Raw genomic sequence first — 26,118 nt, forward strand, 5'->3', positions numbered from 1 at the left:
TCGTATGGTTATTACGAGATTCGTAATGCCAGGGGTAAGGGTGGCTTTACAGGAATGATAAACTTTGAGGAAAGTTTTAACCACAGCACAGGCATAGTAAAGGGATGAAGGGTCAGGCCACCGCCGCTTACGAGGAGTTCTACAGAGACGAGATAACGGACATGGAGTTCTACAGGAAACTCTCTGGAACCATGAAGGGCACCGACCTTGGAGACAGCCTCGCCAGGCTCTCCGATGTCGAGAGGGAACACTCCGACTTCTGGAGGAAGGCAATAGAGAGTAGCGGGGAGAGCGTATCGCACATAAGGCCCAGGTATGGCAAGATCTCGCTCCTACTCTTTCTGAGGCGAATACTGGGAACGGTGCTTACGGTTAGGATGCTGGAGCACGGGGAGATATCAACTGTGAAGATGTACAGGGAATACGCTGACAGCCTGCCGGACGGTGACCCGATGAGGCAGGGCCTGGAGAAGATAATAAGGGAAGAGGTGAGCCACGAGGAGATATTCCAGAACAGTATAGAGAGGACGAGGAAGGATGTCCAGAGGAGCAGGGACATAATCTACGGCATGAGCGACGGCCTTGTGGAGGTCCTGGCCGCACTGGCCGGGCTCTCCGCCATAATAGTCGATCACTTCATAATCGCTCTGGGTGGACTGGTGGTTGGAATAGGTGGCACGATAAGCATGACTGTGGGCGCGTACCTGTCACAGAGCACAGAGAGCCAGTACAGGATAAACGAGGAGATGAAGAAGAGCCTGTTCAGGATGGACGGCAGGGCCGAGAGTAAGATAGCGAGCATAGAGGGTGAGAGTGCAGAGTCGGCCCTAACCGTGGCCTACTCCTATATCATAGGCGCACTGGTGCCAATAGTTCCATTCCTTTTGCTGCCCAGGATACCTGCCCTCGCAGTGTCAGTGGTACTGGTTGCGGTGGCAGAGGCTCTCTCAAACTCAATAGTCTCGCTCTCTATGGGGCTGAGCATAGGCAGGAATGCCATAAAGGCCACAGCGCTCTCGCTCATAGCCTCAGCTGCCACATACACGGTTGGTGAACTCTTTCATATCTTCCTGCACATTACTGTCCTATGACTGAAGACAGGCACCTTCCGCCCTTCATACTCTCGAACCCGCTCCGGGTACTGGAGCCATCACCGCTGAGGATCGTTGCACAGTACCTCCCTGAGTCCGGCGTGATCTGCGACTTGGGCTCTGGCCCTGGCTACTTCACGGAAAAGATCGCGAAGATGAGGCCAAAAGCCAAGGTCATTGCAATCGACCCTGACAGCAGGGCGGTTGACGTGCTCAGGCGGAAGGTGGAGGCCAGAGGGTTGAAGAACGTGGAGGCCCATCTCTCAAGGGCCTCGGAGCTGGGCTTCATTCCCGACGGTTCTGTGGACTTCATATTCTCTCACCTCATGCTCTGCTGCGCGGTCGACCACAGGGGAGCGGTGGCTGAGGCCCTCAGGATACTCAGGGGTGGTGGCATGATCTTCATGAGTGTCACTGGCAGCGGGAGGAAGAGCCGGGACGTCAGGGACGTGGATAGTGAGGAGTGGGAGGGCATAATGCACCTCTTCAATGCCTTTGCCTCCGGCAGGTCGGTGGCCTACAGGTGGTTCCTGGGCAGGAAGGGTGCTGGAAAGGATTATTGACCTTTCACCCATGCCTGGATATGGAGGGCCAGCACAAGTTCGACTACGCCAGGATATCGGAGATGCGCTCAAGGTACGTCCCGGACGCTGCCGTCCTCTCCGCTGTGCTGCCAGGGCCATCAGACACGATAATAGATGTGGGGTCAGGTGACGGTTACTACTCGATCCTGTTCTCAAGGTTTGCGTCCAAGGTATACGCTGTCGAGAGGGACAGGGACGCAGCCAGGTACATTGAGGACAGAGTGAAGGGAGGTGGCGTGAAGAACGTGGATGTGTGGAACACGGACATATGCGAGGTCTTTCCCGAGGTGCAGTTCAACAAGGTGTTCTTCAGCAACAGCTTCCACGACCTCAGGTGCCGTGAGGGCCTGATCGATGTCCTCCTGAACAGGTCACGCCCGGGCCTCCAGGTCACCTTTGTAGAGTTCAAGAAGGTGGAGAGCATAGGGCCGCCCCTTGAGGTCAGGATAGCGGATAACGAACTGGCAACGCTCATGACCGGTAGGGGATTCAGGCTTGTCAGGAAGGCTTACCTGGAGATACACTACATCCACACATATGAATTGCAGGGCCACGGAGACAACAAGAAAACATTATAAGACCCGTTTAAATAAACCCACCGATTGTGATGGTCCATGACTGATCCAAGGAAAGTGCCGCCAGACGCATTACTATCTGCATTGGCAGAGAAGCTGAAGCTTGATGACAGGATAAAGGAACCAGAGTGGACAAAGTACCTGAAGGCAGGGATACACAGGGAGAGGCCTTGGCAGAACGATGACTGGTATTATGTGAGGCTCGCCTCCACGCTCAGGAAGGTTTACCTGAACGGGCCTGTGGGCATATCCAGACTCAGCGAGGAGTATGGGGGGAAGGTGGACAGGGGGTCGAAGAGGTACCACCCGGCAAAGGGGAGCAGGTTCATAGTCAGGCACATGCTCCAGACCCTTGAATCGCTGGGGTATGTGAGGAAAGACGGTACAAAGGGAAGGGTGATATCACCACAGGGCCAGTCCCTGATAGACAAGGTGTCAAGGGAGGTGCTGCAGAAGCTCGCTGAAAAGGAGCCATCGCTTGCCAAGTACATCTGAAGTGGTAGAGATGGATGATGATGAGGAACTGGAGGCGCTGAGGCGCCGTAAGCTTGAGGAGATGCAGAGGAGCCTGGCCGAGCAGCAGATAGTGCAGGAAAGGCAGAGGCAGATAGAGGCTGAGAGGGCCAGGAGACAGCAGATCCTCCGCCAGATCCTTGATCCTGAAGCCAGGGAGAGACTGGCAAACGTGAGGCTCGTGAGGCCGGACCTGGCAGACAGCGTTGAGAACCAGCTGATCCAGCTTGCGTCAATGGGCAGGATCAACAGGGTCCTGACTGATGCAGACATAAGGCAGCTGCTCGAGAGGCTGAGCGAGAACAAGAGGGAAACGCACATTGAGAGGAGGAGTAAGTAATGAGCAGGAATAAGGGACTCGGAAGAAAGATCAGGCTTCTGAAGAAGGTGAAGCAGAACAGCAGGGTACCAGCCTGGGTAATGATGAGGACGAACAGGAAGGTAATACAGAACACCAAGAGGAGGAACTGGAGGAGGTCCTCGCTGAAGCTGTGAGGTGGATGGCATGGTGGAGACACAGCAGGCCACTGACGAGATTGTGCTGAACGTCCCCCTTAGGGATGCCAGGGTCGTTTCAAGGACGAGAAAGGCTGATACCGCAATAGAGGAACTCAGGCGCTTCATAGCAAGGCACACTAGGACCGAGAGGGGTAAGATCTGGATCGACAACAAGGTGAACGAGAAGGTCTGGGAGAGGGGCAAAAAGAAGGTCCCTGGGAAGCTCACGGTGAAGGTCGTGAAGCTCCAGGACGGCACAGTCGAGGTAATAATGCCTTGAGCATGATAAAGAAGATATCCATTCTCAAGAACAATTTTATAGGCCTCTACGCCAGGGTGTGGGAGGACATTGCATTCTTGCCTTTGGGCGTTGAGCAGGAGACTGTAAGGGAGTTCGAGGAGAGCATGGGTGTCAGGGTCGAAAGGGTTCTGATCAACCAGAGCTACCTCATAGGATCGCTAATGGTCATGAACTCCAACGGCATAATTGTGGCCAGGAACGGAACAGACGAGAGGCTTCCAGAGGACCTCAACGGCAGGAACGTCCTCTTCCTGAAGGACAAGATCAACGCCGTCGGCAACGACATCATAGCCAATGACCGAGGGGCCATAATACACAGGGGTTTCAGCGCGTCCTCAAAGAAGAAGATAGAGGACACGCTCGGCGTTGAGGTGATCAAGGGCACCATAGGGAAGATAAAGACCGTGGGAAGCGCTGCCGTGATCTCCAAGAGAGGGATGCTCGTGACGCCCGAGGCGGATGAAGATGAGATGAAGTTCCTGTCAGAGTTCTTTGGTGTGCCAGTGAAGTCGGGCACAGCGAACTTCGGTAACATATACGTCGGTTCCTCCGTGCTGGCCAACAGCAGGGCAGTCTTTGTGGGGAAGGAGACCACACCGATAGAGATAGGAAGGATAGACGACGTCCTCTCGTGACAGTGGCGCCATGATTAAGTATTTATAAGGAACACAATGGCAGTCATGTGAGTGGCATCGGTGCTCCTGCTGTCCAGATCCCACCATCTTTTCTCCCAATAGTCCTCATTCTGGTAGTCTGGCTTGTTTACAGGCTCTACAGGGGGCTCCACGGCTCAAGGTTCAGTGTATCGAGAATCGTCGTCAGGACGGTGATATACGTCCTGCTATTCCTTACCGTTGTCGATGCCGGGATATTGAGTGTACCTTTCCTGATAGTTGCCCTGATCGCCGGCCTTGTTGCGGGCCTTGTCTACGGAAGGGGCGTTTCCTTCAGCCTTGTGGAGGGGAGGCAGTACTACAGGCGTTCCACCGTGGTCATGGCTATCTGGCTGGTGGGCTACATCTTCAGGCTTATGGCCCTGTTGCTCTACCCCACCTCCAGGGTCGCACTACTGGCCTCTGACCTCACGCTCACCGCAGTGACCGGTCTTGTCATAGGTGAAGCGATGGCCATAATTGCCAGGTACAGGGAATCAAAGGGGCTTCCCGAGGATATCTGAGCTACCCTTTGCCCCCAGGAAGTCCCTGGCCTTTACAAGGCTTATGAGCTCCACGCCGTTGTTGCACAGGAGCTGGCTGCCACCCTCTTCCCTGTCCACCACGCACACTACCCTCCTTACCGTTGCCCCCTCCTCTCTGAGCATGTTGACGGCGCGCATGACAGAGTTACCGGTTGTCACAACATCCTCCAGGACTGTGACCTCTGCGCCCCGCTCCACGTTGCCAACTATGAGCTTCTTCGTTCCGTGGTTCCTCTCCTTCCTTATTATTATGTACCTGAGGCCCAGGGAAAGGGATGTGGATACGACGAGGGGGACTGCGCCAAGCTCAACGCCGGCCACAGCGACCCCTCTAACGTGCGGCTTCATCCCCTCAGTTATCTCCCTGAGCACGGAAGGGTCTGTGCAGGCGTCCTTTATGTCAACGTAGTAATTTGATCTCTTCCCAGAGGTGAGGACAAAGTCCCCGAACTTTATGGCACCGGCCCTGATGAGAACGTCTGAGAGCATCCATGAGGTATAGGCAGACAGTATAATACAGTTCCCGGTGGCTGTTGCAGACTGTGCGCGCATGACTCAATACAAGGGCTTTCGCCGATCTGCCCTGAGGGCTGATGCCACACGCCATGCATGCGATCCCTTGGCAGTGTAAATGCACCTGGATCCCTTTATCTCTACCTCACCGATCAGAAGGCGTGAAGCTGGTAGGAGTAACTGCCCCGACGACAGGATCAGGAAAGACCACGGTAACCCTGGCACTGCTGCACGGCCTTGGAAGGGCGCTCCCGGTGAAGATCGGGCCAGACTACATAGACCCCATGCTCCACACGGAAATCTCCGGCATCAGGGCGGTCAACATGGACCGGTGGCTTCAGGGAAGGGCATACAGGAAAGCCATATGCAGGCAGGGAGAGGTTGCGGACTATGCGGTGCTCGAAGGCGTCATGGGCCTTTATGATTCCGGCTCCCCGATCAACGCGAGCACAGATTTCTACTTTCGGGCCCTCGGCGTTAAGTACCTTCTTGTTGTGGACGTCTCAAGGGTGGCCGAATCTGCATATTACATATCCAGAGGCTTCATGGGAAAGAGGTGCCTGGGTGTCATAATAAACAACTACAGGTCCCAGAAACACCTGGAGATGGTTGAAAGGCCTTTCAGGGAGCATTCCATCAGGATCTGGGGGGAGATACCGTACAGCGAGAGCCTGAAGATCCCGGAGAGGCACCTGGGCCTCTACACGCCCTCGGAAATCAGCAGGCTCCACGAGATAGCCAGGGAGGCTTCAAGGTACATAGACTTCTCGTTCACCGACCTGCTTGAGGATAGCCGCTGCACCGGCGTGGAATCAAGGCCAGCGGGCGGTGGCAGGAAGGTATACGTTGCAATGGACGAGGCGTTCTCGTTCTACTACGCCTCAAGCCTAGACTTCCTCTCCACGCTGGGCACAGTTGCCTACTTCTCCCCCCTGAGGAACGAGGCGCCGGATGACGCCTCAATGGTGTACATCGGCGGCGGGTATCCCGAGCTGCACTACGCCGAGCTCTCCAGGGCAGATAGGACCAGGAGGTGCCTCAGGGACCTTTCTGAGGCCGGCGTGCCCATAATGGCCGAGTGCGGGGGACTGATGTACCTTGAGGATCACGCCTGGGACGGGAAGACGAAGTACGGCCTTGTTGGCATCTTCGGGGGGGAGGTCACCTTCAGCAACAGGCTGACACTGGCCTACACCGAGCTCCTGTGCACAAGGGACAACTTCCTCTTCAGGAAGGGTGAGAGAGTGAGGGGGCACGAGTTCCATTACAGCTCGGTCTCGGATGCAGGGGAGAAGGTGTTCAGGAACCTCATCGGAAAGGGCATAGACGGCAGCGACGGCCTTGTCAAGGGTAACACCATAGCGTCCTACTCGCACATAGACCTATCGAGGTACGGTAGGAGGCTTGCCAGGGCGATCGGTCACTGATCCTGGCCGTCCGGGTCATACTTCACTTCCAGGGTGACAGGCTTCCTGGAGAGGAGGTCATCAATCGTTGCCGTCAGCCTGTACACAAACGTCGTCCTCCCACGCCCAGGCCTGGCCTTCACTGCCATCCTCTGCACCACAGCCAGGCGCATCAGGCCGTGCACTGCGCTCGTTGCCCTGGACTGGGTTATACCGAGGAGCCCGACTATCTCCGCCATTGAAGCGCTATTGACCTGCTCGAGAAGTGCAAGGATCTTTGCCTGGTTCTTCGTGTAGTTTGCACGCCTCAGCATCTCATAAACCGTGTTCGCCCTTCCCACGTCCACGCCTGTATAATTGAGTAAAAACTACTTAACCATGTCGTATATCTTTTACATATTATTTTTCCTCATGAACCTCCATCCATGCACAGCCATGCCCCACCCCCATGCGCACCCCTGGCCCGGGTATGATGGTATCGGAGTTCTGACCTCTTCACACCACGAAGGGCGAGGGCTCTCATTCTCCTGTCAGGCCCTGGTACCATGGTTTGCTGAGCGGTGCCCGCACGTCTCCCGGAAAACGTGTGCAGTAGTGGTGATTTATACCACCTGAACATAGGGAATCAATGAAGTTCGAGCACGTCAGGGGTTTCCGCGACCAGTACCCGGAGGACTACGAGCCAAGGGAAGTGATATTTAGGACTGCATCCAAGGCTGCGAGGCTCTTCGGTTACAGGCATGTTGATGTCCCGAGCGTCGAGTACCTTGACCTATATAGGGTGAAGTCTGGTGATGAACTGGTATCGCAGACCTTCGCCTTCAAGGACAGGGGAGGCAGGGAGGTAACGCTGATACCTGAGGTCACGCCATCCGTTGTAAGGATGATAGCATCGAGGAAGGATCTGCCAAGGCCTGTGAGGTGGTTCAGCTTCCCCAAGGTGTGGAGGTACGAGGAGCCCCAGTCGGGTAGGCTCAGGGAGCACTTCCAGTTCAACGCAGACCTTTTCGGGGCAAAGGGGCCAGCGGCGGACGCTGAGGTCATAGGCCTGGCAGCACACATCCTTGACCGCCTCGGCCTTGAGGGTCAGTACGAGGTGAGGGTCAACAACAGGAAGCTCATGGACAGCTTCCTGACCGGTGTGGGCGTGAAGGACATTGCTGGAGCATTCTCGGTGATAGACCGGTTCAGGAAGACCAGCAGGGAGGAGTTCCTGGACGGCCTGGAGGCCACAGGTGTGGACAGGTCCACGGCAGTGTCCATTGCTGAGGTGCTCTCGCAGAGGATCAGCTTCGATGACGTGGAGGAGAGGGTCTCCTCAATCATGGGGAGAAGCGAAACTGTGACGGAGATAGTGAGGGAACTGAGGGAAATGAGGAAGCTCATCTCATGCTTCACACGCAGCCCTGTTGTGATGGACCTCTCCATAGTGAGGGGCTTGTCTTACTACACAGGCACGGTATTCGAGGCCTTTGACACTGCTGGGGAACTGAGGGCAATACTGGGCGGTGGCCGCTACGATTCGCTCGGGGAACTCCTTGCCGGGATCGACCTGCCTGCGGTGGGATTCGGCATGGGCGATGTCGTCATAGAGATACTGATGAGGAGGGTAGGTGCCTGGCGGGTTGAGAAGAAGGAGCCAAAGTTCTATGTCTGCATTGCCTCGAGCATGTTCCAGGAAGAGGCATTCTCCGTCGCTGCGGAGATAAGGAAGAGCGGTGGCTCTGCTGTGTGTGAAGTGAGCGAGCGCTCGCTTTCCGCCCAGCTGAAGAGCGCCTCTTCTGAGGGCTGCGACTTTGCTGTGATCCTGGGAGAGAGGGAAATCGAGGCGGGAGGCGTAACCATTAGGGATCTGGCCTCAGGGGAGCAGGTGTCAGTAATGAGGGTCGATCTCCCAAGGTACGTGGCTGAAAGGGCCGCATCTCTGCATGGCCGTGGGCAGGGCAAAATTTATTAATGCTCTGCTCTATTACTTGACGGGATAACTTTGTCCATAGCGTTTGTGCTGGTGAGTACTGCTCCCGGTAAGGAACACGAGGTATACAATAAGATATCCAAGATCAACTACGTTGTCGAGATACACCCGCTGTTCGGAGAGTACGACCTGATCGTGAAGATAGACGCGAAGGACTACAGTGAACTTGGCAAAATTGTAATTGAGCAAATTCGTACGATCGAAGGAGTTATAGATACTAAGACGCTCACCGGTATAAAGCTGTGAGGTGCATAAGTTCATGAGCGTCGTCAACCCGTGGGATCCGTGGAACTGGGATATTTTCCTGCTCGTGATCCTGGCCCTGCTGGCACTATCCCTGATCATCCTGGGGATACTGACCACATACTTCGGCAGCGGGAAGAGCAGGACTGTGGGCGTAGTGTTGCTCGTGGTAGGCATAGTTGTCGGTGTTCTCGACATATACACCGCGCACCCGTACTTCGGTGTTTCCTGGGTCCAGGAGGTCCTCATAGGTACCGTCTACTACGTTGTAGCGGCGATCATAGGTGCCGTGATAGGCCTCCTGATATTCCTCGGTGCAATAATGAAGACCTAAATGCAACACTATTTTTTACAAGGTGCGCATAAACCTTTAAGTGTTTTTCATGATCTCACCACAGAAGTTCATAGAGGAAGCGGTAGAGAACATAAGGTCGAACCTGAGCGGCAGGGGCATACTGGCGTGTTCCGGTGGGCAGGACAGTTCACTCCTTGCCGTCCTGGCGAACATGGCCGTCGGTGACAGGGTATTGAGCGTCTTCGTGGACACAGGCCTCATAAGGGAAGGGGAGAAAGAGAGGGTTGAGGCGTTTTTCAGGGAGCACAGAATAAACTACAGGATCATCGATGCATCCCGCCTCTTCCTCGATAGGCTGAGGGGTGTGACAGACCCGGAGCAGAAGAGGAAGGTGATAGGGAAGACATTCATCGATGTCCTGGAGGGGGCTGCCAGGGAATTCGGCGCTGACACACTCCTGCAGGGCACCATCGCACCGGACTGGATCGAGAGCGGAGGGAGCGTCAGGGACACCATCAAGAGCCACCACAACGTGGGCGGCCTCCCGGAGAAGATGAACCTCAGGCTGCTTGAGCCGCTCCGTGACCTGTACAAGGACGAGGTGCGCTCCATGTCCAGGCACCTGGGGCTGCCCCACCAGGTACAACCATTCCCCGGCCCGGGGCTTGCTGTCAGGGTCATAGGGGAGGTCACGGAGGAGAGGCTGTCCATCCTGAGAAAGGCCACACAGATAGTGGAGAGAGAGGTTGAGAGCAGGCTTCCCGAGGGGCAGAGGCCATGGCAGTACTTTGCTGTCCTCCTGCCTGTCAGGACAACTGGCGTCAAGGGCGACCGCAGGACCTATGGGTACACGGTTGCGGTGAGGATGGTCGATTCCATAGACGCGATGACCGGGACCTTCTCCAGGGTGGAGTGGGATCTTCTAGCTTCCATAGCCAGGGAGATAACGAACAGCATCCCCGAGGTCAACAGGGTAGTCTACGACATAACGGACAAGCCGCCTGCCACCATAGAATGGGAGTGACAACCTTTATTTATGGGCCGATAATTAGGTGCAAGAATTCCGGCGCTGCCCTGGGGCAGTCGCTATCGCGTGTAAAGGTGGTCTTGGTTATGCCAGAAGAGGTCACAGAGGAGCTCCTGATACCGGAGGACGAGTACCAGAAGTCAGGGGTGCATATAGGGACACAGGTCAAGTCAAAGGACATGCAGAGGTTCATATTCAAGATAAGGAACGACGGCCTGTACATACTGGACATAAGGAAGACGAACCATGCCCTGATAACTGCAGGCAAAATGCTCAGCAGGTACGAGCCACAGGAGATCATGGTTGTTGCACAGAGGCAGTACGCCTTCAGGCCCGTGAACAAGTTCTCCGAGGTGGTGGGGGCAAGGGCGATAATCGGCCGGTTCATCCCTGGCACGCTGACGAACCCGCAGCTGCCCACGTACCAGGAGGCGAAGGTCATAGTGGTAACGGACCCCCTGGCCGATACACAGGCCATGAATGAGGCCAGCAAGATAGGTATCCCTATAATAGCCCTGTGCGACGCAAACAACAAGACCGACTTCGTTGACCTTGTAATACCGACAAACAACAAGGGAAGGAGGTCGCTGGCAGTTATATACTGGCTCCTGGCCAGGGAGATACTGAAGAACAGGGGCATGATAAGCAGCTATGAGGACTTTAAGTATACCATAGACGACTTCGAGGCCCAGATCTGATATCTCTCAGCATTTCTTCCCTATTGAATGGGGCAGCCTTTCTAACTGTCCTCGGGCCTGCGGGCATCGCATGACCTGATTCCAGGAACCCCCAGCATTTATGGCATTCTTCTCTTTATTGCACGCTCTCAGGGCCCTGCTGTGCTGAAGTAGCTGCCTATGTCCCTGAGCCTCATCAGCTTCATGTAACTTATCTTCCCTGGCCTCACGTAAGCGAAGAGCATCTCCTTCCTGACAGCGTGGGCCACGCGGACAGCCCTGCTGATCCTGTAGAACTCGTCCCTATCCCCAGTCATGTGTATGAGGTAGTCCGCGTGCTCCTCTATGCTGCTCCTATATGCCCTGAAGCTGGCACCGTACTTGAAGCCGGACTTCACTATCATGCCCCTCTCCACAAGGTCCCTGAAGACCAGGTCCTGATCCTTTGTGCACTTCCCTGAAACGAAGGCACTCTCCTCCTCGTTGAGGAGCTTGAGCCCACCCACGGGCTCGCCGAACCATGGGGGCACGCTCCCTGGATCACAGAGCAGGCGGCCATCAAAGAGCTCAGTGCAACCTCCGGCGTCGGTGCTGAAACTGTTCGAACCGGCCGGTTCCTCCACTGATGATGAGAAGAAGGTTATGTCCCCATCACCGTCTATGGCAGCCACTATGCACGGCGAGTGCTCGATCAGGAAATGCATGTCAACGGTGGAGCTCTCCTTCTGGACGACCACCTCTGTGCTCCCGACCCTCAGGACAGGGCCGTCCCTCCTGACCCTCAGGCCACGTTCCTTGAGCTCCATGAAGACTAGGAACATGTCAAGGTCTGTGCCGCTCCCCAGCAGCCTGCGCATTAGCGTTGCTGTGTCCGAATAAGCGTCATTCTCAGGCCTGATCTTTCCCTTCAGGAACAGGTACATGGCCTCGAAAGGGTGGAGGTGGAGAGCCCCGTTGAAGAAGGTGCCTACCCTGTACCTGTTCACTATGAAGCTGGGACCCTTATCGTCCAGGATGAGGAAAGAGAGGTCACCGCTTATTGCCCTATGCATTGGCCTTCCTCTTCTGTGCTATCCTCGACACCAGGCCGTCAAGCAGAGAATTTATCAGGTTCTGGATTCCTTCCCCGTTCTTTGCAGCGACAAAGCAGTACTCGACACCATATTTCTTCTGGAGGCTCTTCATCTCGTCCTCCCAGACCACGGCCTCGTACTTCCTGTCAAGCTTGTTGCCCACAATGATGGTGAGGGGTCGCCTCTCGAGGCCGCTCACATACCTCACGATTTCCACCGCCTCTTCGTATGACGGCTGTTCCGTTATGTCCACAACAACCATCACGGCGTTTGAGTTCAGGATCGCGCTCGCTGAAGATTCCGAGCTGTCAAGCTCCTGGAACAGGAGCTCAGCTATGATCCTCCTGCTCCCCAGGCTTGCACTGAAACGCTTCCTGAAAAGTTCACGCTTCATGCCGATCGCCGCGTCTGAATCGTAGACTATCCTGGAAATCAGTGAAGTTTTTCCAGACCCCTTAGCCCCTGTGACCGAGACCTTCCACGTGACACGATCGGCATCCATTCCTGCTTCCATCAATAGGCTTATTTTATACTTTTTGCTGAAAATGCACGGCCCATCGAATATTTATTAGAGTATGTGGTATTACAGCACGGTAGTATGAAATTTAATTTCTCGTCCTACCTGGACTTCATGAGGCCCTCTGAGATCAGGGAACTGGCCAAGTATGCCACAAGCAAGGACATCATCTCCTTTGGGGGAGGTATGCCGAACCCCGCCACTTTTCCCAAGGATAGGCTGAAGGAGATCATGGTGGATGTCCTCGACCGTGACGGTGACGCTGCACTGCAGTACGGGAACACGGCCGGTCTCAACAGCCTTAGGGAGGAGCTGGTCGGGTTCCTGAAAAGGACTGAGGGCATAGACTGCGCGCCCGAGGACATAATAATAACCTCTGGCTCCCAGCAGGCTCTCTACGCCATCGGTAAGTTGCTCTGCAACCCGGGCGATGGCGTGATAACTGAGGACCCTACATATGTTGGGGCCATCTCCGCCTTCAACGCCAACGCCATCAGGATGCACGGTGTCCCCATGGACGGTCAGGGGGTTGTGGTTGATGTACTCGAGGAAAAGGTCAGGTCCTTAGTCTCGAAGGGGAAGGCGCCCCGGTTCATATACCTCATACCCAACTTCCAGAACCCGACGGGGAGGACGCTGACGGAGAAAAGGAGGCAGGAAGTCATCAGGATAGCGAGCGAGTACGGGATACCTGTGGTCGAGGACAACCCATACGGGGAACTCAGGTACAGCGGTGAAAGGGTCAGGAGCATCAGGAGCCTGGACGGCTCCGTGATATACCTGGGCACGTTCTCGAAGGTCATGACGCCTGGCCTCAGGCTTGGGTACATAGTGGCGCCCAGGGAGGTGACGGAAAAGGTCAACCTGCTGAAACAGGCCCTGGACCTTGCCACAAACTCCTTCTCACAGTACGTGGCCACAGAATACATCAGGAGGGGCATAATATACGAGCAGATCAGGTTCAACGTTGAGCTCTACAGGAAGAGGAGGGACGCCATGGTCAGGGCGCTCAGGGAGGAGATGGGCGACATGGCCGACTTCTCCGTCCCTGACGGTGGCATGTTCATATGGGTGACCCTTAACAACAGCGTAGACACCTCCAGGATGTTGATTGACGCCATCAAGGCGGGCGTAACGTATGTGAGCGGGCAGGCCTTTGCACCCAACGGTGGCCACGAGCACTCCATGAGGCTCAACTTCACCTTCCCGTCCGAGGAAAAGATATACGAGGGCGTGAGGAGACTCAGGTCGGTGATACTGAGCAGGGCACAGGAAGCGGTCAGCTGAGATGATAACGATAGTCGGGGGCACCTTTGCGTACATGCACAGGGGCCACAGGGCCATGCTCAGAGCCGCCGCGGAGTCCGGAAACGAAGTGATAGTGGGCCTCACCACCGATAGGTACCTGAGGGAACACAAGGCATACAGCGGCCCGAATTACGAAGAAAGGAAGAGGAGGATAGAGGAGTTCCTATCAACGTTCGGGATCAGGTTCACGGTACAGCCACTGGACACGCAGACGGGCAACTCCGAGACCTCGGAGCAGTACAGTGCAATAGTCGTCTCTCCGGAGACCCAGGAGAGGGCCATGGCCATAAACAAGAACAGGGAGAGGGCGGGCCTGAGGCCCCTCAGGATAATAAAGGTCCCGTACATTCTGGCCTCGGACCTGTTCCCAATATCCTCCACCAGGATATACATGGGGGAGATAGACACGGAGGGGCGGAGGGTATCCCCGCTCAGGGTGGGCATATCCACTGGCAACGCACTGAAGGAGCAGGTCACGAAGGCGTTCTTCGAGAGGATGGCCGGGAACGTGCAGGTCTTCAGGAACACAGAGTATTCCACTGGGAGCCAGCAGCCCATGGGTGAGGACACCGTGGCCTTTGCAAGGGACCGGGCCTTCGCAGCGCTCAGGTCCCTGGACTATGGCATCGGGATAGAATCTGGCTGCTTCTGGTCCCCGCTGACGGGGAAGGTGTTCGATGTGCACGTCTGTGCAGTTGTGGACCGATACGGTTACATTACCTACGGAATGAGCTCAGGCTTCGAGGTGCCGGAGCCCATCGTGGAAAGGATCAAGAGAGGCCAGACCACGTCCCAGGCATACTTCGAGCTGACAGGTGAGGAGAACATAGGTAACTCAGAGGGGATAGTGGGAAGGCTGAGCAGGTCCAGTGTCACCAGGGCCAGCCTCATTGAAGAATCGCTGAGGAACGCATTGATACCCAGGATGGACCCTGAGTTCTATGGCAGGAGGAGGTTCGCCACCTGAAACGCCCGATGCAGCCACTCCTCCTAAAGTCCGGTCAGGGTCTTGCCCGAGCTGAGTATGCTGAGCACCTCCTCATCCGAGACCTGCTCAAACCTCTCGTAGTACTGGCTTATTGCTATCATGTCGTCATATGATTCCACGGTGAGCACCTCGTCAACGGACTGCGCAACCTCCCTTACCACAGACCTCTGTGCCACGGGTACAGCCACCACTATTGATCTCGGCGACTTCTTCTCCAGGTACCGGACGGCTGCCATGACGGTTGCCCCCGTGGCCATACCGTCGTCAACTACGAAGACGTCCTTTCCGCTTACCTGCATCAGTTCCCTTCCTGACCTGTAGAGCCTCCTCCTTTCCTCCATCTCCCTCGCCTTTGCCCTTGCCAGGCCCTCTATGTACTTCTCATCTATGCCCAGTCCGTTTATGAGGCCCTGGTTCAGGTAAATATTCCTCGAGCTCTCGCAGATCGCGCCTACAGCAAGTTCAGGCTCCAGCGGAGCCCCGAGCTTGCTGCATATGATCACGTCCATGGGACAGCCGAGTCTCGCACTGACCTCCGCGCCCACCACAACCCCACCCCTGGGGATGGCGAGGACAATCGGCGAGGTTGCCCCGTACTTTATGACCACCTCTGCGAGCCTCTTTCCTGCCTCTGCCCTGTCCCGGAACACCTTTTACCGACCGTGTGTATGTACGGAAAAGGGGTATTTATTCTTTCATTGCATCCATTGGGCCAGGATAGCCGGCGCAGCATGCAAGGGTATTCCGTGGGGCGTGCCTATAGAAAGGATAATATAGAGTGGCACTGTCATGTGCAGGTGGCCCAGGGAATGCAGAGTTCGCAGGCGCAACCCCTAACCAGTCTCCTGATAATCCTCTCCCTCATAGGGGGCATCCTGATACTGATAAATGCCATCGTGTCGCTCATAGCGGCACTGGTCTACTTCAGGGTCTCGATCGGCGTGTTCACCGTGAACCCCTTCAGTACGAGCAGGGCTGCCCTGGTCCTGCTCGGGGTCATCCTCAGCGTGATTGGCCTGGCAATAGGCTTCATGGTGATCAGGCAGACAAACCGCGTGGCCGCCGATCGCCTCAACGGGAGGCTCTGGCTAACAATCACGGTACTTGCAGTGCTGGCGTTCATATTTGACAACGGATACGTGGTAGGTGCCATCCTGGCCCTGATCGCAGGCATAGTGGGGTACGTGATCAGCGCCGGCAACTTCAACCTCGGCTGGTTCTCGCCGGAGAGGAGGGTGTGCCTGAAGTGCGGTGCAATCGTCCCCTCCGACGCGAAGTTCTGCCCGCAGTGCGGCTCAGAGCTCCAAGGAAAGGGGGGTAACTGAGCGGATTCTGACCAGCAACGGTTAAGTACTGATGCTACATTAATACATGATAGGTATGGTAACCAAGGAACAGATCCTTGAAGCCCTCAAGGAGGTCTCTGATCCGGAGATAGGGATGGATGTTGTGAACCTCGGCCTGATATACGATATACAGATCAACGGGGACAGGGTATACATAAAGATGACAATGACTGCGCCAACATGCCCGGTCACGCCCTGGATACTGGCGGAGGCGCAGAAGGTGATTGAGAACCTTGAAGGAGTGGAGGCTGCGGACATAGAGCTGGTGTGGGACCCACCGTGGAACCCGAGCATGATGTCCCCAGAGGCAAGGGCAGAGCTGAACCTCTGAACGGGGCACCCGTGTTTTCCCTTTATCTGTGTGGTTACTGCTGATGCGGGTTTTCCTGCTTGATTTGGCCTCTTATTCGTTAGGTCGGTTGGGCTGCGATGGCTCCATGGGATGACGGGCCCACGCATGCGCTCTGATCGCCAGCCCATGCTGACCGTAAGAGATCGCGGGTTTACTGGTCTGGCAGTTACTCCAGGGAATCGTCCATACTGCCTGGAGCATTCCGGGCAGTGCGGCCTGCCTTTCGCATGTAACCGCAGGTTGTCCTTTCGCGTCCAGATGTACGGACTGCTGAGAACATATGTGCCTGCCGTGGCTCTCGACCAATCCTTAAATAGCCTTTATATAGTCAGTCAATATAAAGAACGAAAGGGTTATTTATGAGCGAGAGAGAAAAGATTACCATTGAGAATATTGTGGCCTCCACTTCTCTTGCGGAGCACCTTGACCTGAGCAGGATCGCGCTTGCACTGGACGGTTCTGAGTACGAGCCAGAGCAATTCCCCGGACTCATATACAGGCTCCAGGAGCCCAAGACTGCAGTGCTCATATTCAGGAGCGGGAAGGTGAACTGCACTGGGGCGAAGAACCTGGCAAACGTGAAGCTCACCATAGACACGATAATCCAGAAGCTGAAGAAGGCTGGCATAGAGGTCTACGACAACCCGGAGATCATCGTGCAGAACATCGTTGCAGTATACGACCTGGAGGCAAAGCTGAACCTCACCGACATAGCGATGTCGCTTGGGCTTGAAAACGTTGAGTACGAGCCAGAGCAGTTCCCCGGCCTGGTATACAGGGTTGAGGAGCCGAAGGTCGTGCTCCTCCTCTTCGGGTCAGGGAAGGTGGTGTGCACAGGCGCAAAGGAGGAGAGCGAGATCGAGCAGGCAGTTGTGAAGGTTAAGAAGGAGCTCCAGAAGGTGGGGCTCATCTAGCGACAGCCCTTGATTATTTCCCTGATCAGGGACGTGGCGTATATGCCACGCCCCAGTGCGAATTCCAACGTGTTGTCCCCGGAGAAAGAGAAGCCCACCGGGCTGGCTATCACAGGCCTCCTGCTCCCTGATGACGAGAGCTCCGGATAGCCCTTCACCCTGAAGTCGCCGGGTGACACACCCTCTGAATCGAGGATGTGCGCTTCCAGTTCCCCCTGGTACCCTCCTGCAGCCTCGTAAGAGTAGCCTGGCAGGAAGGCGGTTATCCTCACCCTGCCCTCGCCGCAGAGCCTGCCTATCTTCTCAATGTTGTACCTGTCCACCCTTATGAAGTTGCCAGATGGGTTCGAGTACCGGTCCACGGGCACGCAGATGTCACCTATCAATGGTTCTGTGAGGCTGCCCAGATCGCTCAGCCTCCTGGAGACTGCCAGGTTGAACAGGTATGACTGGTACGCGTGTACAAACATCATGGCCAGGTTCCTGGGCAGTGCGTTGAAGGCGCCAAGAAGGGTGCCGTGCTCCAGGGCATAGCCTATGATGGCCCTCTCGAACTTTAGGCCCTGCGGGTACTCAGCCATGGCCCTCACCATGTCGCCAGTCTGCCCGAAGGAGATACGGAACTCATCCGTGTCAAGCTCAGGGTCGTAGAGGTACCTCCTGGCAGCCCCTTCGTAGTCCCCGGCGACCAGGAGCTTTCCCACAGTGTGTGTATTGGTCCTGAGGGAGCCGAACCTCTGGAGGCCAAAGAAGTTTGGGAATCCCCCTTTCGAAAGCATCTCCCGCACGGTTTCTTCCACGTGGCCCCTGAGGTCCGAGGCAGATGATATCCTAACCCTGAACCTGTTTCCCACAAGGTCACCGAGCCTGAGCATCCTGTCCGTCCTGAACCACTCCAGTATCTCCGCATCCCTTATCCTGATCGAGCCAGGGTCTACGGGTGCATTGATGCAGAAGTACTGTGTTGTGATCCCGTGCTTGTCCTTCGTCCCGGCGTAGGTGATCCTCTTCCTGCTTATCCTGAGCCTGTCAGCCAGCTCGATGAGGAAGGCGTTGGTATCCCACGACCTCAGCCTCACCTTGAGCACCCAGTACCTGCCGGCCTCCGATGGCTCCAGGCCCAAAGGTATTTCCTCAACCACAAAGTCCTCTGGGCTCTCCTTTATCGATGCCACCACAGGGGGCGTGGACGTGATGTACCCGTATATGCCACAGGCCCTTTCGGCCCAGCACTCGTCCCTCAGGTGTATTCCCTTATCACCTCGTACCTGTTGTTCCTTTCCACAGGCACCATGCCTATCTGCTTTATTCCGGATATTATCGTCTCCTTCCTGAGGTTGCCCACCTGTTTTCCCGTGGCCGGTATCACCCTCTCGTCGTAAATTGTTCCTCCCCAGTCGTTGGCGCCGTAGAGTATGGCCATCTGCCCCATCTGGACACCGTTCGTGAGCCAGGAGCTCTGTATGGTATCCAGGTGGCCGCTGAAAACAATCCTTGAGATCGCAATGTTCCTCAGCACTTCCTGCCCACCGGCCCTGTAGGTGACCTTCCCCTCTTTCTGTAGCCTTGTGCCACCAGGCTCGAAGTTCCAGGGGGTGAATGAAAGGAAGCCGTGGTATTTCTTCTGCAGCTCCAGGATCGACAGGAGGTGGCGTGCCCTGTCCCTGCTCGTCTCCAGGTGGCCGAACATCATGGTTGCGGATGTCTTTATGCCCATGGAGTGTGCAGTCTCCATGACGCTGAGCCACTCCTTCCCGCTCATGGGCGGCCTCCCTATTTTCTTCCTCACCTCAGGGTCAAATATCTCCGCCCCTGCCCCCGGGATCGTTTCCAGGCCAGCCTCGCGGAGCCGGGATATGACCTCCCTTACACTCATCTTCTCTTTCCTCGATATGAATGAAATCTCAGATGTGGAGAGGCCGTGAATGCCAAGCTCCGGGAACCTCTCCCTTATAGCCCTGAAGAGGTCCTCATAGTACTCTATCCCGAGGCTGGGGTTCACGCCCCCCTGAATGAGGAGCTGCCTTATGCCGTACCTATCATAGAAGAGTGATATCCTCTCCAGGACCTGCTCCCTAGTCATCGTGTATGCATCGCTCTCCGTGCCTGTCCTGTAGAAGGCGCAGAAATGGCACCTGACGTTGCACACATTCGTGTAGTTCAGTATCATGTTCGACACAAACGAAATCCTGTTCCCGGTGGCCCTGTCTGCCAGCTCTCTGGCAAGGGCACCCAGGCTGTGCAGATCCGCCTCCTCATACATGTAGATGATGTCGTCCTCGGTGAGCGTATCTCCGGATCTGACACTCTCGCTGAGCCAGGCCAGGTCTTCCATCACCAGCCTATTTTAGATTCGCATTTAACCTTTGTTCAAGGAGTAAGTTACACATTGCCCCCTGATAAACGGTTATAACCGATAAAGCACTGCGGAAAGCATGCCCAGGCAGAGCACATACTCCATCGACTACTGGTTTGACACCATAACCTCGGGCCACAGGCTGAGCTATGAGGAGGCCCTCTCCCTGATGGACGAGCTCTCCCTCTACGACATGATGAGGCTCGCCAACCGCCTGACGTCGGTTCAGGTGGGTGACACCGTGACCTATGCCGTGTCCTACAACATAAACTACTCAAACTACTGCGCAGCAAGCTGCCCCATATGCGCCTTCTACGTGCCAGCGAAGCTGAAGGGCAAGACCCAGAGGGGGTATGAACTAACCGTCGATGACGTGAAGAGGGAGCTGGAAAAGGCCAGGGGCCTGGGGGCAACTGAAATACACATAGTGGGTGGCTTCAATCCCTACCTCCCCCTGGAGTACTACGAGGAGGTCTTCAGGACAGTGAAGAAGTACATGCCGGATGCCACCCTGAAGGCACTGACAATACCGGAGATAGACTTCATAGCGAGGACAACAGGCAACAGCCTGAAGGAGACTGTGCTTAGGCTAAAGGAGGCGGGGATGGAGGCTCACACCGGCGGTGGCGCTGAGATCTTCGACCCTGAGGTGAGGAAGCAGATAACAACAAAGGAGAAGATAAGCGGCGAGAAGTGGCTTGAGGACGCTAAGGTTATACACTCCCTAGGAGTGCCCGGGAACTCCACGATGACCTACGGGCATGTGGAGGAGTGGAAGCACATAGTGGACCACATAATCAAGATAAGGGAGAACCAGAGGGAGGTGCCCGGGTTCCTGTCGTTCATACCCCTCAAGTTCAGCCCCGAGAACACACCACTTAAAAAAATGGGAAAGGTGACCATGCCTGCCAGCGGTGACAAGGACCTGAAGGTGATAGCGCTGGCGAGGATACTTGCTGGCGAGGACCTGAGGAACATAAGCGTCTACTGGGTCTCAATTGGCAAGGAGATAGCGCAGGTGGCCCTGAACGGTGGAGGGAGCGACCTGGTTGGCACCGCATACAGCGAGAAGATATTCGGGGCAACTGACAGGCACGAGGCCACCACTGTGGAGGAGATGAACGAGATCGTGTGGCAGGCAGGCAAGATACCTGCGCAGAGAGACACGTTCTACAGGATCAGGGCCTACGCCTGAGGTGTATGTAATCCCCCCTGGCGCAGGCCCTGCAGTTCACGTTCCTCTCAACCCTCACCTTCTGCACTGACAGCTCTCTGGCGTCAACGAAGTAGAGTGCCCCGTCATCGCGCCTCCTCAGAACGTTTAGGAGCACTGAGAAGGCCATGGCGGATACCAGTGAGGGCACAGAGGCCAGGACACCGATCTGGGAGCATGTGGGGAGTTCGGGCAGGCTCTCTGGCATGAAGCAGGCAAGGCACGAGGTCAGGCCAGGGGTGTAGGCCTTTATCTGGCCGTACTCCTCTATGGCACTCATGTGCACCAGAGGTTTTCCGAGCTTCACGCATGCATCGTTTGCGACCATTGCAGCCTCCAGGCTGTCGGTGCATTCCACAACCAAGTCTGCACCCGACACGAGTGTCGTGGCGTTCTCCGGTGAGAACTCTTCAGGAATGCATGTGAGCTTAGTGCCTGAGCCTATGGCACTCAGCTTCCTTTCAGCAACCTCTGCCTTGGGCTCGCCCACATCCCCCGCAGTGAAGAGCACCTGCCGCTGGACGTTGGATATCGAAACATAGTCCATGTCCACCAGTGTAAGGGACCCGAAGCCTGACCGGACTATGAGCTCCGCCATCAGCCCCCCTGTTCCACCGGCACCGACCAGGAGCACCGACGTTCTGGAGACAAGGTCCTGCATCTCCCTGCCCCAGGAAGCCAGCCTGAGGTGCCTGGAGAATAGTGCCTCATTCTCCTGCAACCATGCCGCCCCCGAAGATCTCCCTGAACAGCTCACCGAGTTTCTCTCCGGTGACCTGGACTTCACCCGCACCGATCCTGGCCACCCTGGCATCCATGTCGATCACGATTCCGGCTTCACCTGGTACGAACGACCTGAAGCCCTCCACTATGAACATGTCAGCCTTCACGTGGCTGATTATCATATCCGGGTCCATACGCTCTGCAAAACTGGCGAAAGTCACGTCCCTCGACACGCCAAAGGATGCATAGGCTCCCCCGGAAAATACACGCCAGGTGTCCTTCCCCTCTGTATCCAGGGTCTCGTCCCCATGCGGTATGTTCTTGATGTAAACGCAGCGGAGTCCCCTCCTCCTGGCCTCCGCTGCCAGCCTCTCCGCGATCCATGTCTTGCCGGAGCCCGACCTCCCCCTCAGTACGACTATCAGTGGCCCCATGCTCCGTCACCCCTTGACAGAAGGTAGTGGCTCACCTTCCACCTGCCCTCACCGCCAGAGTAACGCAGGTATGAACACCCCATCCTCCTGGCCAGCGCAGCCGCTTCGTCCTCAGAGGTGGCGTGGAAGAGCGCCTTTCCCTGCAGGTACCTTGCGATCTGTTCCTCGTCCTCCCAGAGCAGCGGCGATATTATGGTTTCCGTGTTCCCGAACGAGACCATGTCAATGCCCTCCTCCACCACGGCGACCGTCCTGAACTCCCCGGTCTGTGTGCTCGCAACACACATTTCCGCCTCCCCCCTCCTCAGGGCGTCCAGCGCAGCCTGTTCCTCCATTGGGACGACCCTCAGGCCACCGATCTGGGCCGAGAAATGCTTCATGGCATGCCTCACGGAGCACGCCACTATCCCCTCTCCGCCTCCAAGGTTCTGCCTGTATAGCCTGACGCCCACGCTTTCACCCGCCCCCACGGGGCTGTCCAGTTCAACGAAGCCGTCCACGTCTGCAAGCCTGGATATGGACCCAGATAGGCCCTGGATGGGGTGCGCCAGCATACGGCCCGGCTTGCCGGTGACCTTCACCGGCACAAGCAGCGTCTTGCCCTCTGATGGCGATACGGCTCTGGCCATGGTAGCCTGCAGGAGCGGCTGGTTTGTGGAGTACCCTGCACACCTCAGGATGGGTTCGAGAAAGACTGCCGTCAGCATCATTGTCGATGATACGGGAAAGCCGGGGAGGCCTATCACCGGGTGGTCCCCGTTGAGTGCCAGGAGGGTTGGCATGCCTGGCCTCACACGGATGCCGTGGAACACTATTCCAGGTTCCATCCTGGCCACGATCTCCCTGACAAGGTCGTGCCTGCCCACCGAGGTGCCGCCGGAGACCACCGTTATATGGTTCTCCGCCATGCTCCGCTGGAGGGCCCTCCCTATCTCGTCCTCGCTGTCCCTGACAGGGCCGTAGTACCTCGGCAATATGCCCCTGTAACTGGAGAAAAGGGAGAAGAGTGCGGGGCCATTGCTATCGTATATCCCAGGCCCACTGTGCTCCTGGCCCGGTACCAACAGCTCGTCCCCTGTCGATATTATGCCCACCCTCAGCTGGGCTAACACCCTCACCATGTCGATGCCAATGGAGGAGAGGTGCGCCACGTGGCCCCACCCTATGAGGTCGCCCCTCCTCAGCACCAGCTGGCCAGGAGATGTGTCAGAACCCCTCATGGCAACGTTCTGCCACCTGGCAGGGGGCCTCCTGAAGTAAACTGTGCCGCCACTCTCCTCGGTTTCTTCGAGCATTACGACGGCATCGGAGCCGTAAGGCATCTGTGCGCCTGTGTCTATCCTGACGCAGTATTTCCCCTGGGGCAGGGTAACCGCTTCACGCCCAATCCTCTGTTCCGCATATACCTTCAGAGCAACCGGAGAATCGGGCGAGGCGGACTGCAGGTCAGCAGACCTCACAGCGAAACCGTCCACCGTTGACCTGTCGAACGGCGGTGTAGCGACCCCGGAAAACACGTGCTCTGAGGATATCCTGCCCACTGAGTCTAGGACGTTCACCTCCTCTGTCCCGACGCTGACCCTCAGGTACCTTGAGGCCAGCTCCCTGGCCTGGCCCAGCGATATCAGATCCCTAAACAATCGTCCTGTCAATTCCACCAGCCTCCATCAGGAAGGCATCACTGCAGGAACCATCCACATACAGTGTCCACATGGCCCTGCTCACCAGCGACAGCCTGTGAGTGCCCCTGTTATGCATGGGCATCATGGCAATCCCCTGCCCCGACCAGGCGAGGTCCAGTGGCACTGCCCATGCCTCGTCAGGCCCTATCTGAAGGCCAGCCAGCCTATCTACATGGAGTACCCTTGGCTTGGACTTCATGAGGGCCTGGAGGAGGAAAGCCACGAACGGGCGGAGTGACACTATGGCGGCCCCCGGGAGACCGGATATCACAAACACGGGCCTACCCTTTACCCTGTAGAGGGAAAGGGTCCTGCCCGGTTTGAGGCCTATCCCGGAGAAGACCTCCTCACCCATGGAGGAGACGCTCACCCTGCTGTGGTCATGTTCACCCACGCTTGAGCCACCAGTCACTACAGTGATGTTGTTCCTCTCCACAGAGCCGAGAACCGCTTCGTATATTTCAGATGGCCTGTCCCTTACAGGGCCTATGGCCTCCACCTCGGTGAAGCGTGAACTGAAAAACGAGACAATCTCTGGCTGTGTTGAGTTCTCTATGAGGCCCTCGAGCAGCTCGTCGCCGGTAGACACCACACCCACACGTATCCTGGAAAATGCCTCCACTTCCCTGACTCCGCATGAGAGAAGTGCGCCGATACTCTCCGGCCTGAGCACCTCACCTGCCCTCACTATCACAGTCCCTGCCCTCAGGTCCTCTCCCCTCACCGCAACGTTCTCCCATGGCATGTGCCTCCCCGGCAGGACCTTCCTTCCAGAGAGGGTTGCGTCTTCCTTCTTGACCACAAGGTCAAAGCCTTCGGGGAGAGGGGTGCCTGTGGAGACCTCTATGCACTCCGCACTGACAACCTGATGCACCTGCGCTGCGCTGAGGCTAAGCCCCACTTCAAGCTCCTCGGATCCCGAGGTGCCCCTGCCGTGCGTCCTGATGGCGTATCCGTCAACGGCGCTCCTGTTGTACGGTGGGAAGTCATGGCCCGCTGCTATGTCTCTGTAAGCAACCCTGCCCGCTGCGTCCTGTGTGCGTAGCCTCTCCGCAGGCAGCCTTTCCCACCCGGTCTCCAGTGTCATGCGAAGGCAGGAGGTGAACCTGCCCCTGCAGCCCTCCTGCATCCCTCACCTCCTGAGCTCATGGATGAAGTGGTCTATTTCCCTCACTATTATCTCCTCAGTGCCCAGGGCTGCAGCCCCAGGGGACCCGGGGAGACAGAACACCGGCTTCCCAGCAACATCGAAGGCTGTCGAGCGGGAGAGTGCCGCAGAGGTGCCTATCCTGCTGTAAGAGAGTATTGCGAACACGTGGGCGAAGCCCGTGAGCTCCCTCCTGGATATCCCGGAAACTGCCTCTATGGTGACGTCTCTGGATGTTATGCCCGTGCCCCCTGTCACAATCACAGCGTCTGCCCCGATAATAGCCTGGAGGACGCTGGCCCTTATCGCCTCTATGTCGTCCTTCACCACTTCGTAGTAGCCAACGCTGTGGCCTGCGGCTTTCAGGATCTCCTGAACCCTGTGGCCTGAGGTGTCCGTCTCCTTCGTCCTTGTGGAGCTTGCTGTGATCACACCAAAGGAGAACCTTGCGTTGCTAATCCTGTGCTCCATGCTTCACCTTCCTCACGACCCTTATCCCCTCTATCCTGGTGTTCGGGTAATTCCCCGTCTCGTCCTTCTCCAGGTACTTGGTCATGTCCCATATGTTGAGGAGTGCGGATGATACGCAGGAGAGGGCGTCCATTTCCACCCCTGTCCTGTAGTGTGCCCTGACACTGCACCTGACAGTTATTCCTCCCTCCGTGGCCTCCATCTCCACATCGACCCCCTCTATGGGCACCTGGTGGCAGAAGGGCAGCCTCTCCCAGGCCTCCTTGGCACCCTGTATCCCTGCGATCTTCGTGGCCTCGAAAACGTCGCCCTTGGTGACCTGTCCCTTTCTGATGGCCTCCATGGTCCTCTGAGAAAGTACTATCCTGCCCTCCGCAGTCGCCTCCCTGAGCACGCTCTCCTTTTCAGATATGTCCACCATGCCGCCCTTCATTGCATCAGCCCCCGGACACCATGGGCATGATGGCCACCTCATCCCCATCCCGCACTATGTCCTCCGGCCTCCTGAACTCAGCGTTTATGGAGAGGAACGACCTCCTCGGGTCTACGTTCAGGCCCGGGTGCATCTCTCCAGCAATGCGGATGACATCGGCCAGGGACGCCCCGGCCGGTACCTCGACCTCTTCCCTCTCCGTCCCTGCAGCCTCCCTGTAGTCCGCAAAGTACCTGACAGTGACCTTCATGGATGGATAATGCCA

35 protein-coding genes are annotated in these 26,118 nt (G+C 56.6%); 21 read left to right on the plus strand and 14 right to left on the minus strand.

What is annotated here, in order from left to right; translation table 11 throughout:
* Positions 1-104 precede the first annotated feature (104 nt).
* The 9 genes from IEW66_RS00755 to IEW66_RS00795 are packed head-to-tail and all read left to right on the plus strand — an operon-like array spanning position 105 to position 4,739.
* Entirely contained in the window at positions 105-1,091 is a 987-nt protein-coding gene (locus IEW66_RS00755) for a VIT1/CCC1 transporter family protein (RefSeq protein WP_188679478.1), read from the plus strand.
* Positions 1,088-1,654, plus strand: coding sequence for a class I SAM-dependent methyltransferase (locus IEW66_RS00760; RefSeq protein WP_188679480.1), 567 nt, complete (start codon positions 1,088-1,090; stop codon positions 1,652-1,654). The genes IEW66_RS00755 and IEW66_RS00760 overlap by 4 nt, the downstream gene beginning before the upstream one ends.
* Before the next feature lie 20 nt (positions 1,655-1,674).
* Positions 1,675-2,253, plus strand: coding sequence for a class I SAM-dependent methyltransferase (locus tag IEW66_RS00765; RefSeq protein ID WP_188679482.1), 579 nt, complete (start codon positions 1,675-1,677; stop codon positions 2,251-2,253).
* A 36-nt stretch (positions 2,254-2,289) separates the two neighbouring features.
* The gene (locus IEW66_RS00770; RefSeq protein ID WP_188679484.1) at positions 2,290-2,745 is read left to right on the plus strand and encodes a 30S ribosomal protein S19e; all 456 of its coding nucleotides are present in this window, start codon (positions 2,290-2,292) and stop codon (positions 2,743-2,745) included.
* Between the two features lie 10 nt (positions 2,746-2,755).
* Positions 2,756-3,103: a DNA-binding protein gene (locus tag IEW66_RS00775; RefSeq protein WP_075056793.1), complete on the plus strand. Its 348-nt coding sequence runs from the start codon at positions 2,756-2,758 to the stop codon at positions 3,101-3,103.
* The gene (locus IEW66_RS00780) at positions 3,103-3,258 is read left to right on the plus strand and encodes a 50S ribosomal protein L39e (protein ID WP_075056771.1); all 156 of its coding nucleotides are present in this window, start codon (positions 3,103-3,105) and stop codon (positions 3,256-3,258) included. The genes IEW66_RS00775 and IEW66_RS00780 overlap by 1 nt, the downstream gene beginning before the upstream one ends.
* A 10-nt stretch (positions 3,259-3,268) precedes the next feature.
* Positions 3,269-3,541: a 50S ribosomal protein L31e gene (locus IEW66_RS00785; protein ID WP_075056794.1), complete on the plus strand. Its 273-nt coding sequence runs from the start codon at positions 3,269-3,271 to the stop codon at positions 3,539-3,541.
* Positions 3,542-3,543: 2 nt separating this feature from the next.
* Positions 3,544-4,197: a translation initiation factor IF-6 gene (locus IEW66_RS00790; RefSeq protein ID WP_188681117.1), complete on the plus strand. Its 654-nt coding sequence runs from the start codon at positions 3,544-3,546 to the stop codon at positions 4,195-4,197.
* Between the two features lie 47 nt (positions 4,198-4,244).
* Entirely contained in the window at positions 4,245-4,739 is a 495-nt protein-coding gene (locus tag IEW66_RS00795) for a hypothetical protein (RefSeq protein WP_188679486.1), read from the plus strand.
* On the opposite strand, the gene pyrE is transcribed toward IEW66_RS00795, so the two are convergent.
* Positions 4,713-5,249: an orotate phosphoribosyltransferase gene (gene pyrE / locus IEW66_RS00800; RefSeq protein ID WP_188679488.1), complete on the minus strand. Its 537-nt coding sequence runs from the start codon at positions 5,247-5,249 to the stop codon at positions 4,713-4,715. The two genes, IEW66_RS00795 and pyrE, sit on opposite strands and share 27 nt — an antisense overlap.
* A gap of 185 nt (positions 5,250-5,434) precedes the next feature.
* On the opposite strand from pyrE, the gene IEW66_RS00805 reads away from it, so the two are divergent.
* Positions 5,435-6,700, plus strand: a complete 1,266-nt coding sequence (locus IEW66_RS00805) for a cobyrinate a,c-diamide synthase (protein WP_188679490.1) — start codon at positions 5,435-5,437, stop codon at positions 6,698-6,700.
* On the opposite strand, the gene IEW66_RS00810 is transcribed toward IEW66_RS00805, so the two are convergent.
* Positions 6,694-7,026: a hypothetical protein gene (locus tag IEW66_RS00810; protein WP_075056774.1), complete on the minus strand. Its 333-nt coding sequence runs from the start codon at positions 7,024-7,026 to the stop codon at positions 6,694-6,696. The genes IEW66_RS00805 and IEW66_RS00810 overlap by 7 nt on opposite strands.
* Positions 7,027-7,307: 281 nt before the next feature.
* Here IEW66_RS00810 and hisS point away from each other — a divergent pair, with 281 nt between their 5' ends.
* The 5 genes from hisS to rpsB all read left to right on the plus strand — a co-directional run bounded on the left by hisS (position 7,308) and on the right by rpsB (position 10,917).
* The gene (hisS, locus tag IEW66_RS00815) at positions 7,308-8,636 is read left to right on the plus strand and encodes a histidine--tRNA ligase (RefSeq protein WP_188679492.1); all 1,329 of its coding nucleotides are present in this window, start codon (positions 7,308-7,310) and stop codon (positions 8,634-8,636) included.
* Between the two features lie 30 nt (positions 8,637-8,666).
* Complete coding sequence (locus tag IEW66_RS00820) at positions 8,667-8,900, plus strand: Lrp/AsnC family transcriptional regulator (RefSeq protein WP_075056775.1); 234 nt, start codon at positions 8,667-8,669, stop codon at positions 8,898-8,900.
* 13 nt (positions 8,901-8,913) lie between these two features.
* On the plus strand, positions 8,914-9,231 hold the full coding sequence (locus IEW66_RS00825; RefSeq protein ID WP_188679494.1) for a hypothetical protein: 318 nt from the start codon (positions 8,914-8,916) through the stop codon (positions 9,229-9,231).
* Between the two features lie 49 nt (positions 9,232-9,280).
* Positions 9,281-10,216 (plus strand): glutamine-hydrolyzing GMP synthase, encoded by a 936-nt coding sequence (gene guaA, locus IEW66_RS00830; RefSeq protein ID WP_188679496.1) that lies wholly within the window; start codon positions 9,281-9,283, stop codon positions 10,214-10,216.
* Between the two features lie 89 nt (positions 10,217-10,305).
* A complete protein-coding gene (gene rpsB, locus IEW66_RS00835) occupies positions 10,306-10,917 on the plus strand; it encodes a 30S ribosomal protein S2 (protein ID WP_188679498.1) in 612 nt (203 codons plus the stop codon).
* Positions 10,918-11,045: 128 nt separating this feature from the next.
* Here rpsB and endA read toward each other — a convergent pair whose 3' ends face one another.
* Together endA and IEW66_RS00845 are read right to left on the minus strand one after the other, a co-directional pair.
* A complete protein-coding gene (gene endA, locus IEW66_RS00840) occupies positions 11,046-11,948 on the minus strand; it encodes a tRNA-intron lyase (protein ID WP_188679500.1) in 903 nt (300 codons plus the stop codon).
* The gene (locus IEW66_RS00845; RefSeq protein ID WP_188679502.1) at positions 11,941-12,471 is read right to left on the minus strand and encodes a GTPase domain-containing protein; all 531 of its coding nucleotides are present in this window, start codon (positions 12,469-12,471) and stop codon (positions 11,941-11,943) included. Before IEW66_RS00845 ends, endA begins: the two co-directional genes overlap by 8 nt.
* Positions 12,472-12,567: 96 nt before the next feature.
* Between IEW66_RS00845 and IEW66_RS00850 the strand changes: the two genes are divergently transcribed.
* Together IEW66_RS00850 and IEW66_RS00855 are read left to right on the plus strand one after the other, a co-directional pair.
* Positions 12,568-13,773, plus strand: coding sequence for an aminotransferase-like domain-containing protein (locus tag IEW66_RS00850; RefSeq protein WP_188679504.1), 1,206 nt, complete (start codon positions 12,568-12,570; stop codon positions 13,771-13,773).
* Position 13,774: 1 nt separating this feature from the next.
* Positions 13,775-14,761 (plus strand): pantetheine-phosphate adenylyltransferase, encoded by a 987-nt coding sequence (locus IEW66_RS00855; RefSeq protein ID WP_188679507.1) that lies wholly within the window; start codon positions 13,775-13,777, stop codon positions 14,759-14,761.
* 23 nt (positions 14,762-14,784) lie between these two features.
* On the opposite strand, the gene IEW66_RS00860 is transcribed toward IEW66_RS00855, so the two are convergent.
* Positions 14,785-15,432 (minus strand): phosphoribosyltransferase, encoded by a 648-nt coding sequence (locus tag IEW66_RS00860; protein WP_188679508.1) that lies wholly within the window; start codon positions 15,430-15,432, stop codon positions 14,785-14,787.
* A 159-nt stretch (positions 15,433-15,591) separates the two neighbouring features.
* On the opposite strand from IEW66_RS00860, the gene IEW66_RS00865 reads away from it, so the two are divergent.
* The 3 genes from IEW66_RS00865 to IEW66_RS00875 all read left to right on the plus strand — a co-directional run bounded on the left by IEW66_RS00865 (position 15,592) and on the right by IEW66_RS00875 (position 17,394).
* Positions 15,592-16,107 carry a zinc-ribbon domain-containing protein gene (locus tag IEW66_RS00865; protein ID WP_188679510.1) on the plus strand — a complete coding sequence of 172 codons (516 nt, stop codon included), beginning with the start codon at positions 15,592-15,594 and terminating at the stop codon, positions 16,105-16,107.
* A gap of 46 nt (positions 16,108-16,153) precedes the next feature.
* A complete protein-coding gene (locus IEW66_RS00870; RefSeq protein ID WP_229657401.1) occupies positions 16,154-16,459 on the plus strand; it encodes a metal-sulfur cluster assembly factor in 306 nt (101 codons plus the stop codon).
* A gap of 380 nt (positions 16,460-16,839) precedes the next feature.
* Positions 16,840-17,394 (plus strand): TATA-box-binding protein, encoded by a 555-nt coding sequence (locus IEW66_RS00875; RefSeq protein WP_188679514.1) that lies wholly within the window; start codon positions 16,840-16,842, stop codon positions 17,392-17,394.
* On the opposite strand, the gene truD is transcribed toward IEW66_RS00875, so the two are convergent.
* Positions 17,391-18,644, minus strand: a complete 1,254-nt coding sequence (gene truD, locus IEW66_RS00880) for a tRNA pseudouridine(13) synthase TruD (protein ID WP_306789763.1) — start codon at positions 18,642-18,644, stop codon at positions 17,391-17,393. The genes IEW66_RS00875 and truD overlap by 4 nt on opposite strands.
* Positions 18,635-19,729 carry a cyclic dehypoxanthinyl futalosine synthase gene (gene mqnC, locus IEW66_RS00885; protein WP_188679516.1) on the minus strand — a complete coding sequence of 365 codons (1,095 nt, stop codon included), beginning with the start codon at positions 19,727-19,729 and terminating at the stop codon, positions 18,635-18,637. Before mqnC ends, truD begins: the two co-directional genes overlap by 10 nt.
* Positions 19,730-19,829: 100 nt before the next feature.
* Between mqnC and IEW66_RS00890 the strand changes: the two genes are divergently transcribed.
* On the plus strand, positions 19,830-20,945 hold the full coding sequence (locus tag IEW66_RS00890) for a radical SAM protein (RefSeq protein WP_188679518.1): 1,116 nt from the start codon (positions 19,830-19,832) through the stop codon (positions 20,943-20,945).
* On the opposite strand, the gene IEW66_RS00895 is transcribed toward IEW66_RS00890, so the two are convergent.
* From IEW66_RS00895 to IEW66_RS00925, 7 genes are read right to left on the minus strand one after another with little or no spacing between them, the layout of a single operon-like run.
* The gene (locus IEW66_RS00895) at positions 20,929-21,684 is read right to left on the minus strand and encodes a HesA/MoeB/ThiF family protein (protein ID WP_188679520.1); all 756 of its coding nucleotides are present in this window, start codon (positions 21,682-21,684) and stop codon (positions 20,929-20,931) included. The genes IEW66_RS00890 and IEW66_RS00895 overlap by 17 nt on opposite strands.
* The gene (locus tag IEW66_RS00900; RefSeq protein WP_188679522.1) at positions 21,671-22,120 is read right to left on the minus strand and encodes a molybdopterin-guanine dinucleotide biosynthesis protein B; all 450 of its coding nucleotides are present in this window, start codon (positions 22,118-22,120) and stop codon (positions 21,671-21,673) included. The genes IEW66_RS00895 and IEW66_RS00900 overlap by 14 nt, the downstream gene beginning before the upstream one ends.
* Complete coding sequence (locus IEW66_RS00905; protein ID WP_188679524.1) at positions 22,108-23,760, minus strand: molybdopterin molybdotransferase MoeA; 1,653 nt, start codon at positions 23,758-23,760, stop codon at positions 22,108-22,110. The genes IEW66_RS00900 and IEW66_RS00905 overlap by 13 nt, the downstream gene beginning before the upstream one ends.
* A complete protein-coding gene (locus IEW66_RS00910; protein ID WP_188679526.1) occupies positions 23,753-24,931 on the minus strand; it encodes a molybdopterin molybdotransferase MoeA in 1,179 nt (392 codons plus the stop codon). The genes IEW66_RS00905 and IEW66_RS00910 overlap by 8 nt, the downstream gene beginning before the upstream one ends.
* A gap of 3 nt (positions 24,932-24,934) precedes the next feature.
* Positions 24,935-25,420, minus strand: coding sequence for a MogA/MoaB family molybdenum cofactor biosynthesis protein (locus IEW66_RS00915; protein WP_188679528.1), 486 nt, complete (start codon positions 25,418-25,420; stop codon positions 24,935-24,937).
* Entirely contained in the window at positions 25,404-25,853 is a 450-nt protein-coding gene (gene moaC / locus IEW66_RS00920; protein ID WP_229657403.1) for a cyclic pyranopterin monophosphate synthase MoaC, read from the minus strand. The genes IEW66_RS00915 and moaC overlap by 17 nt, the downstream gene beginning before the upstream one ends.
* A gap of 4 nt (positions 25,854-25,857) precedes the next feature.
* Positions 25,858-26,103 carry a MoaD/ThiS family protein gene (locus IEW66_RS00925; RefSeq protein WP_188679530.1) on the minus strand — a complete coding sequence of 82 codons (246 nt, stop codon included), beginning with the start codon at positions 26,101-26,103 and terminating at the stop codon, positions 25,858-25,860.
* Positions 26,104-26,118: the final 15 nt, after the last annotated feature.

The organism is Thermogymnomonas acidicola, assembly GCF_014646795.1.
In the GTDB taxonomy this organism is placed as follows: Archaea; Thermoplasmatota; Thermoplasmata; order Thermoplasmatales; family Thermoplasmataceae; genus Thermogymnomonas; species Thermogymnomonas acidicola.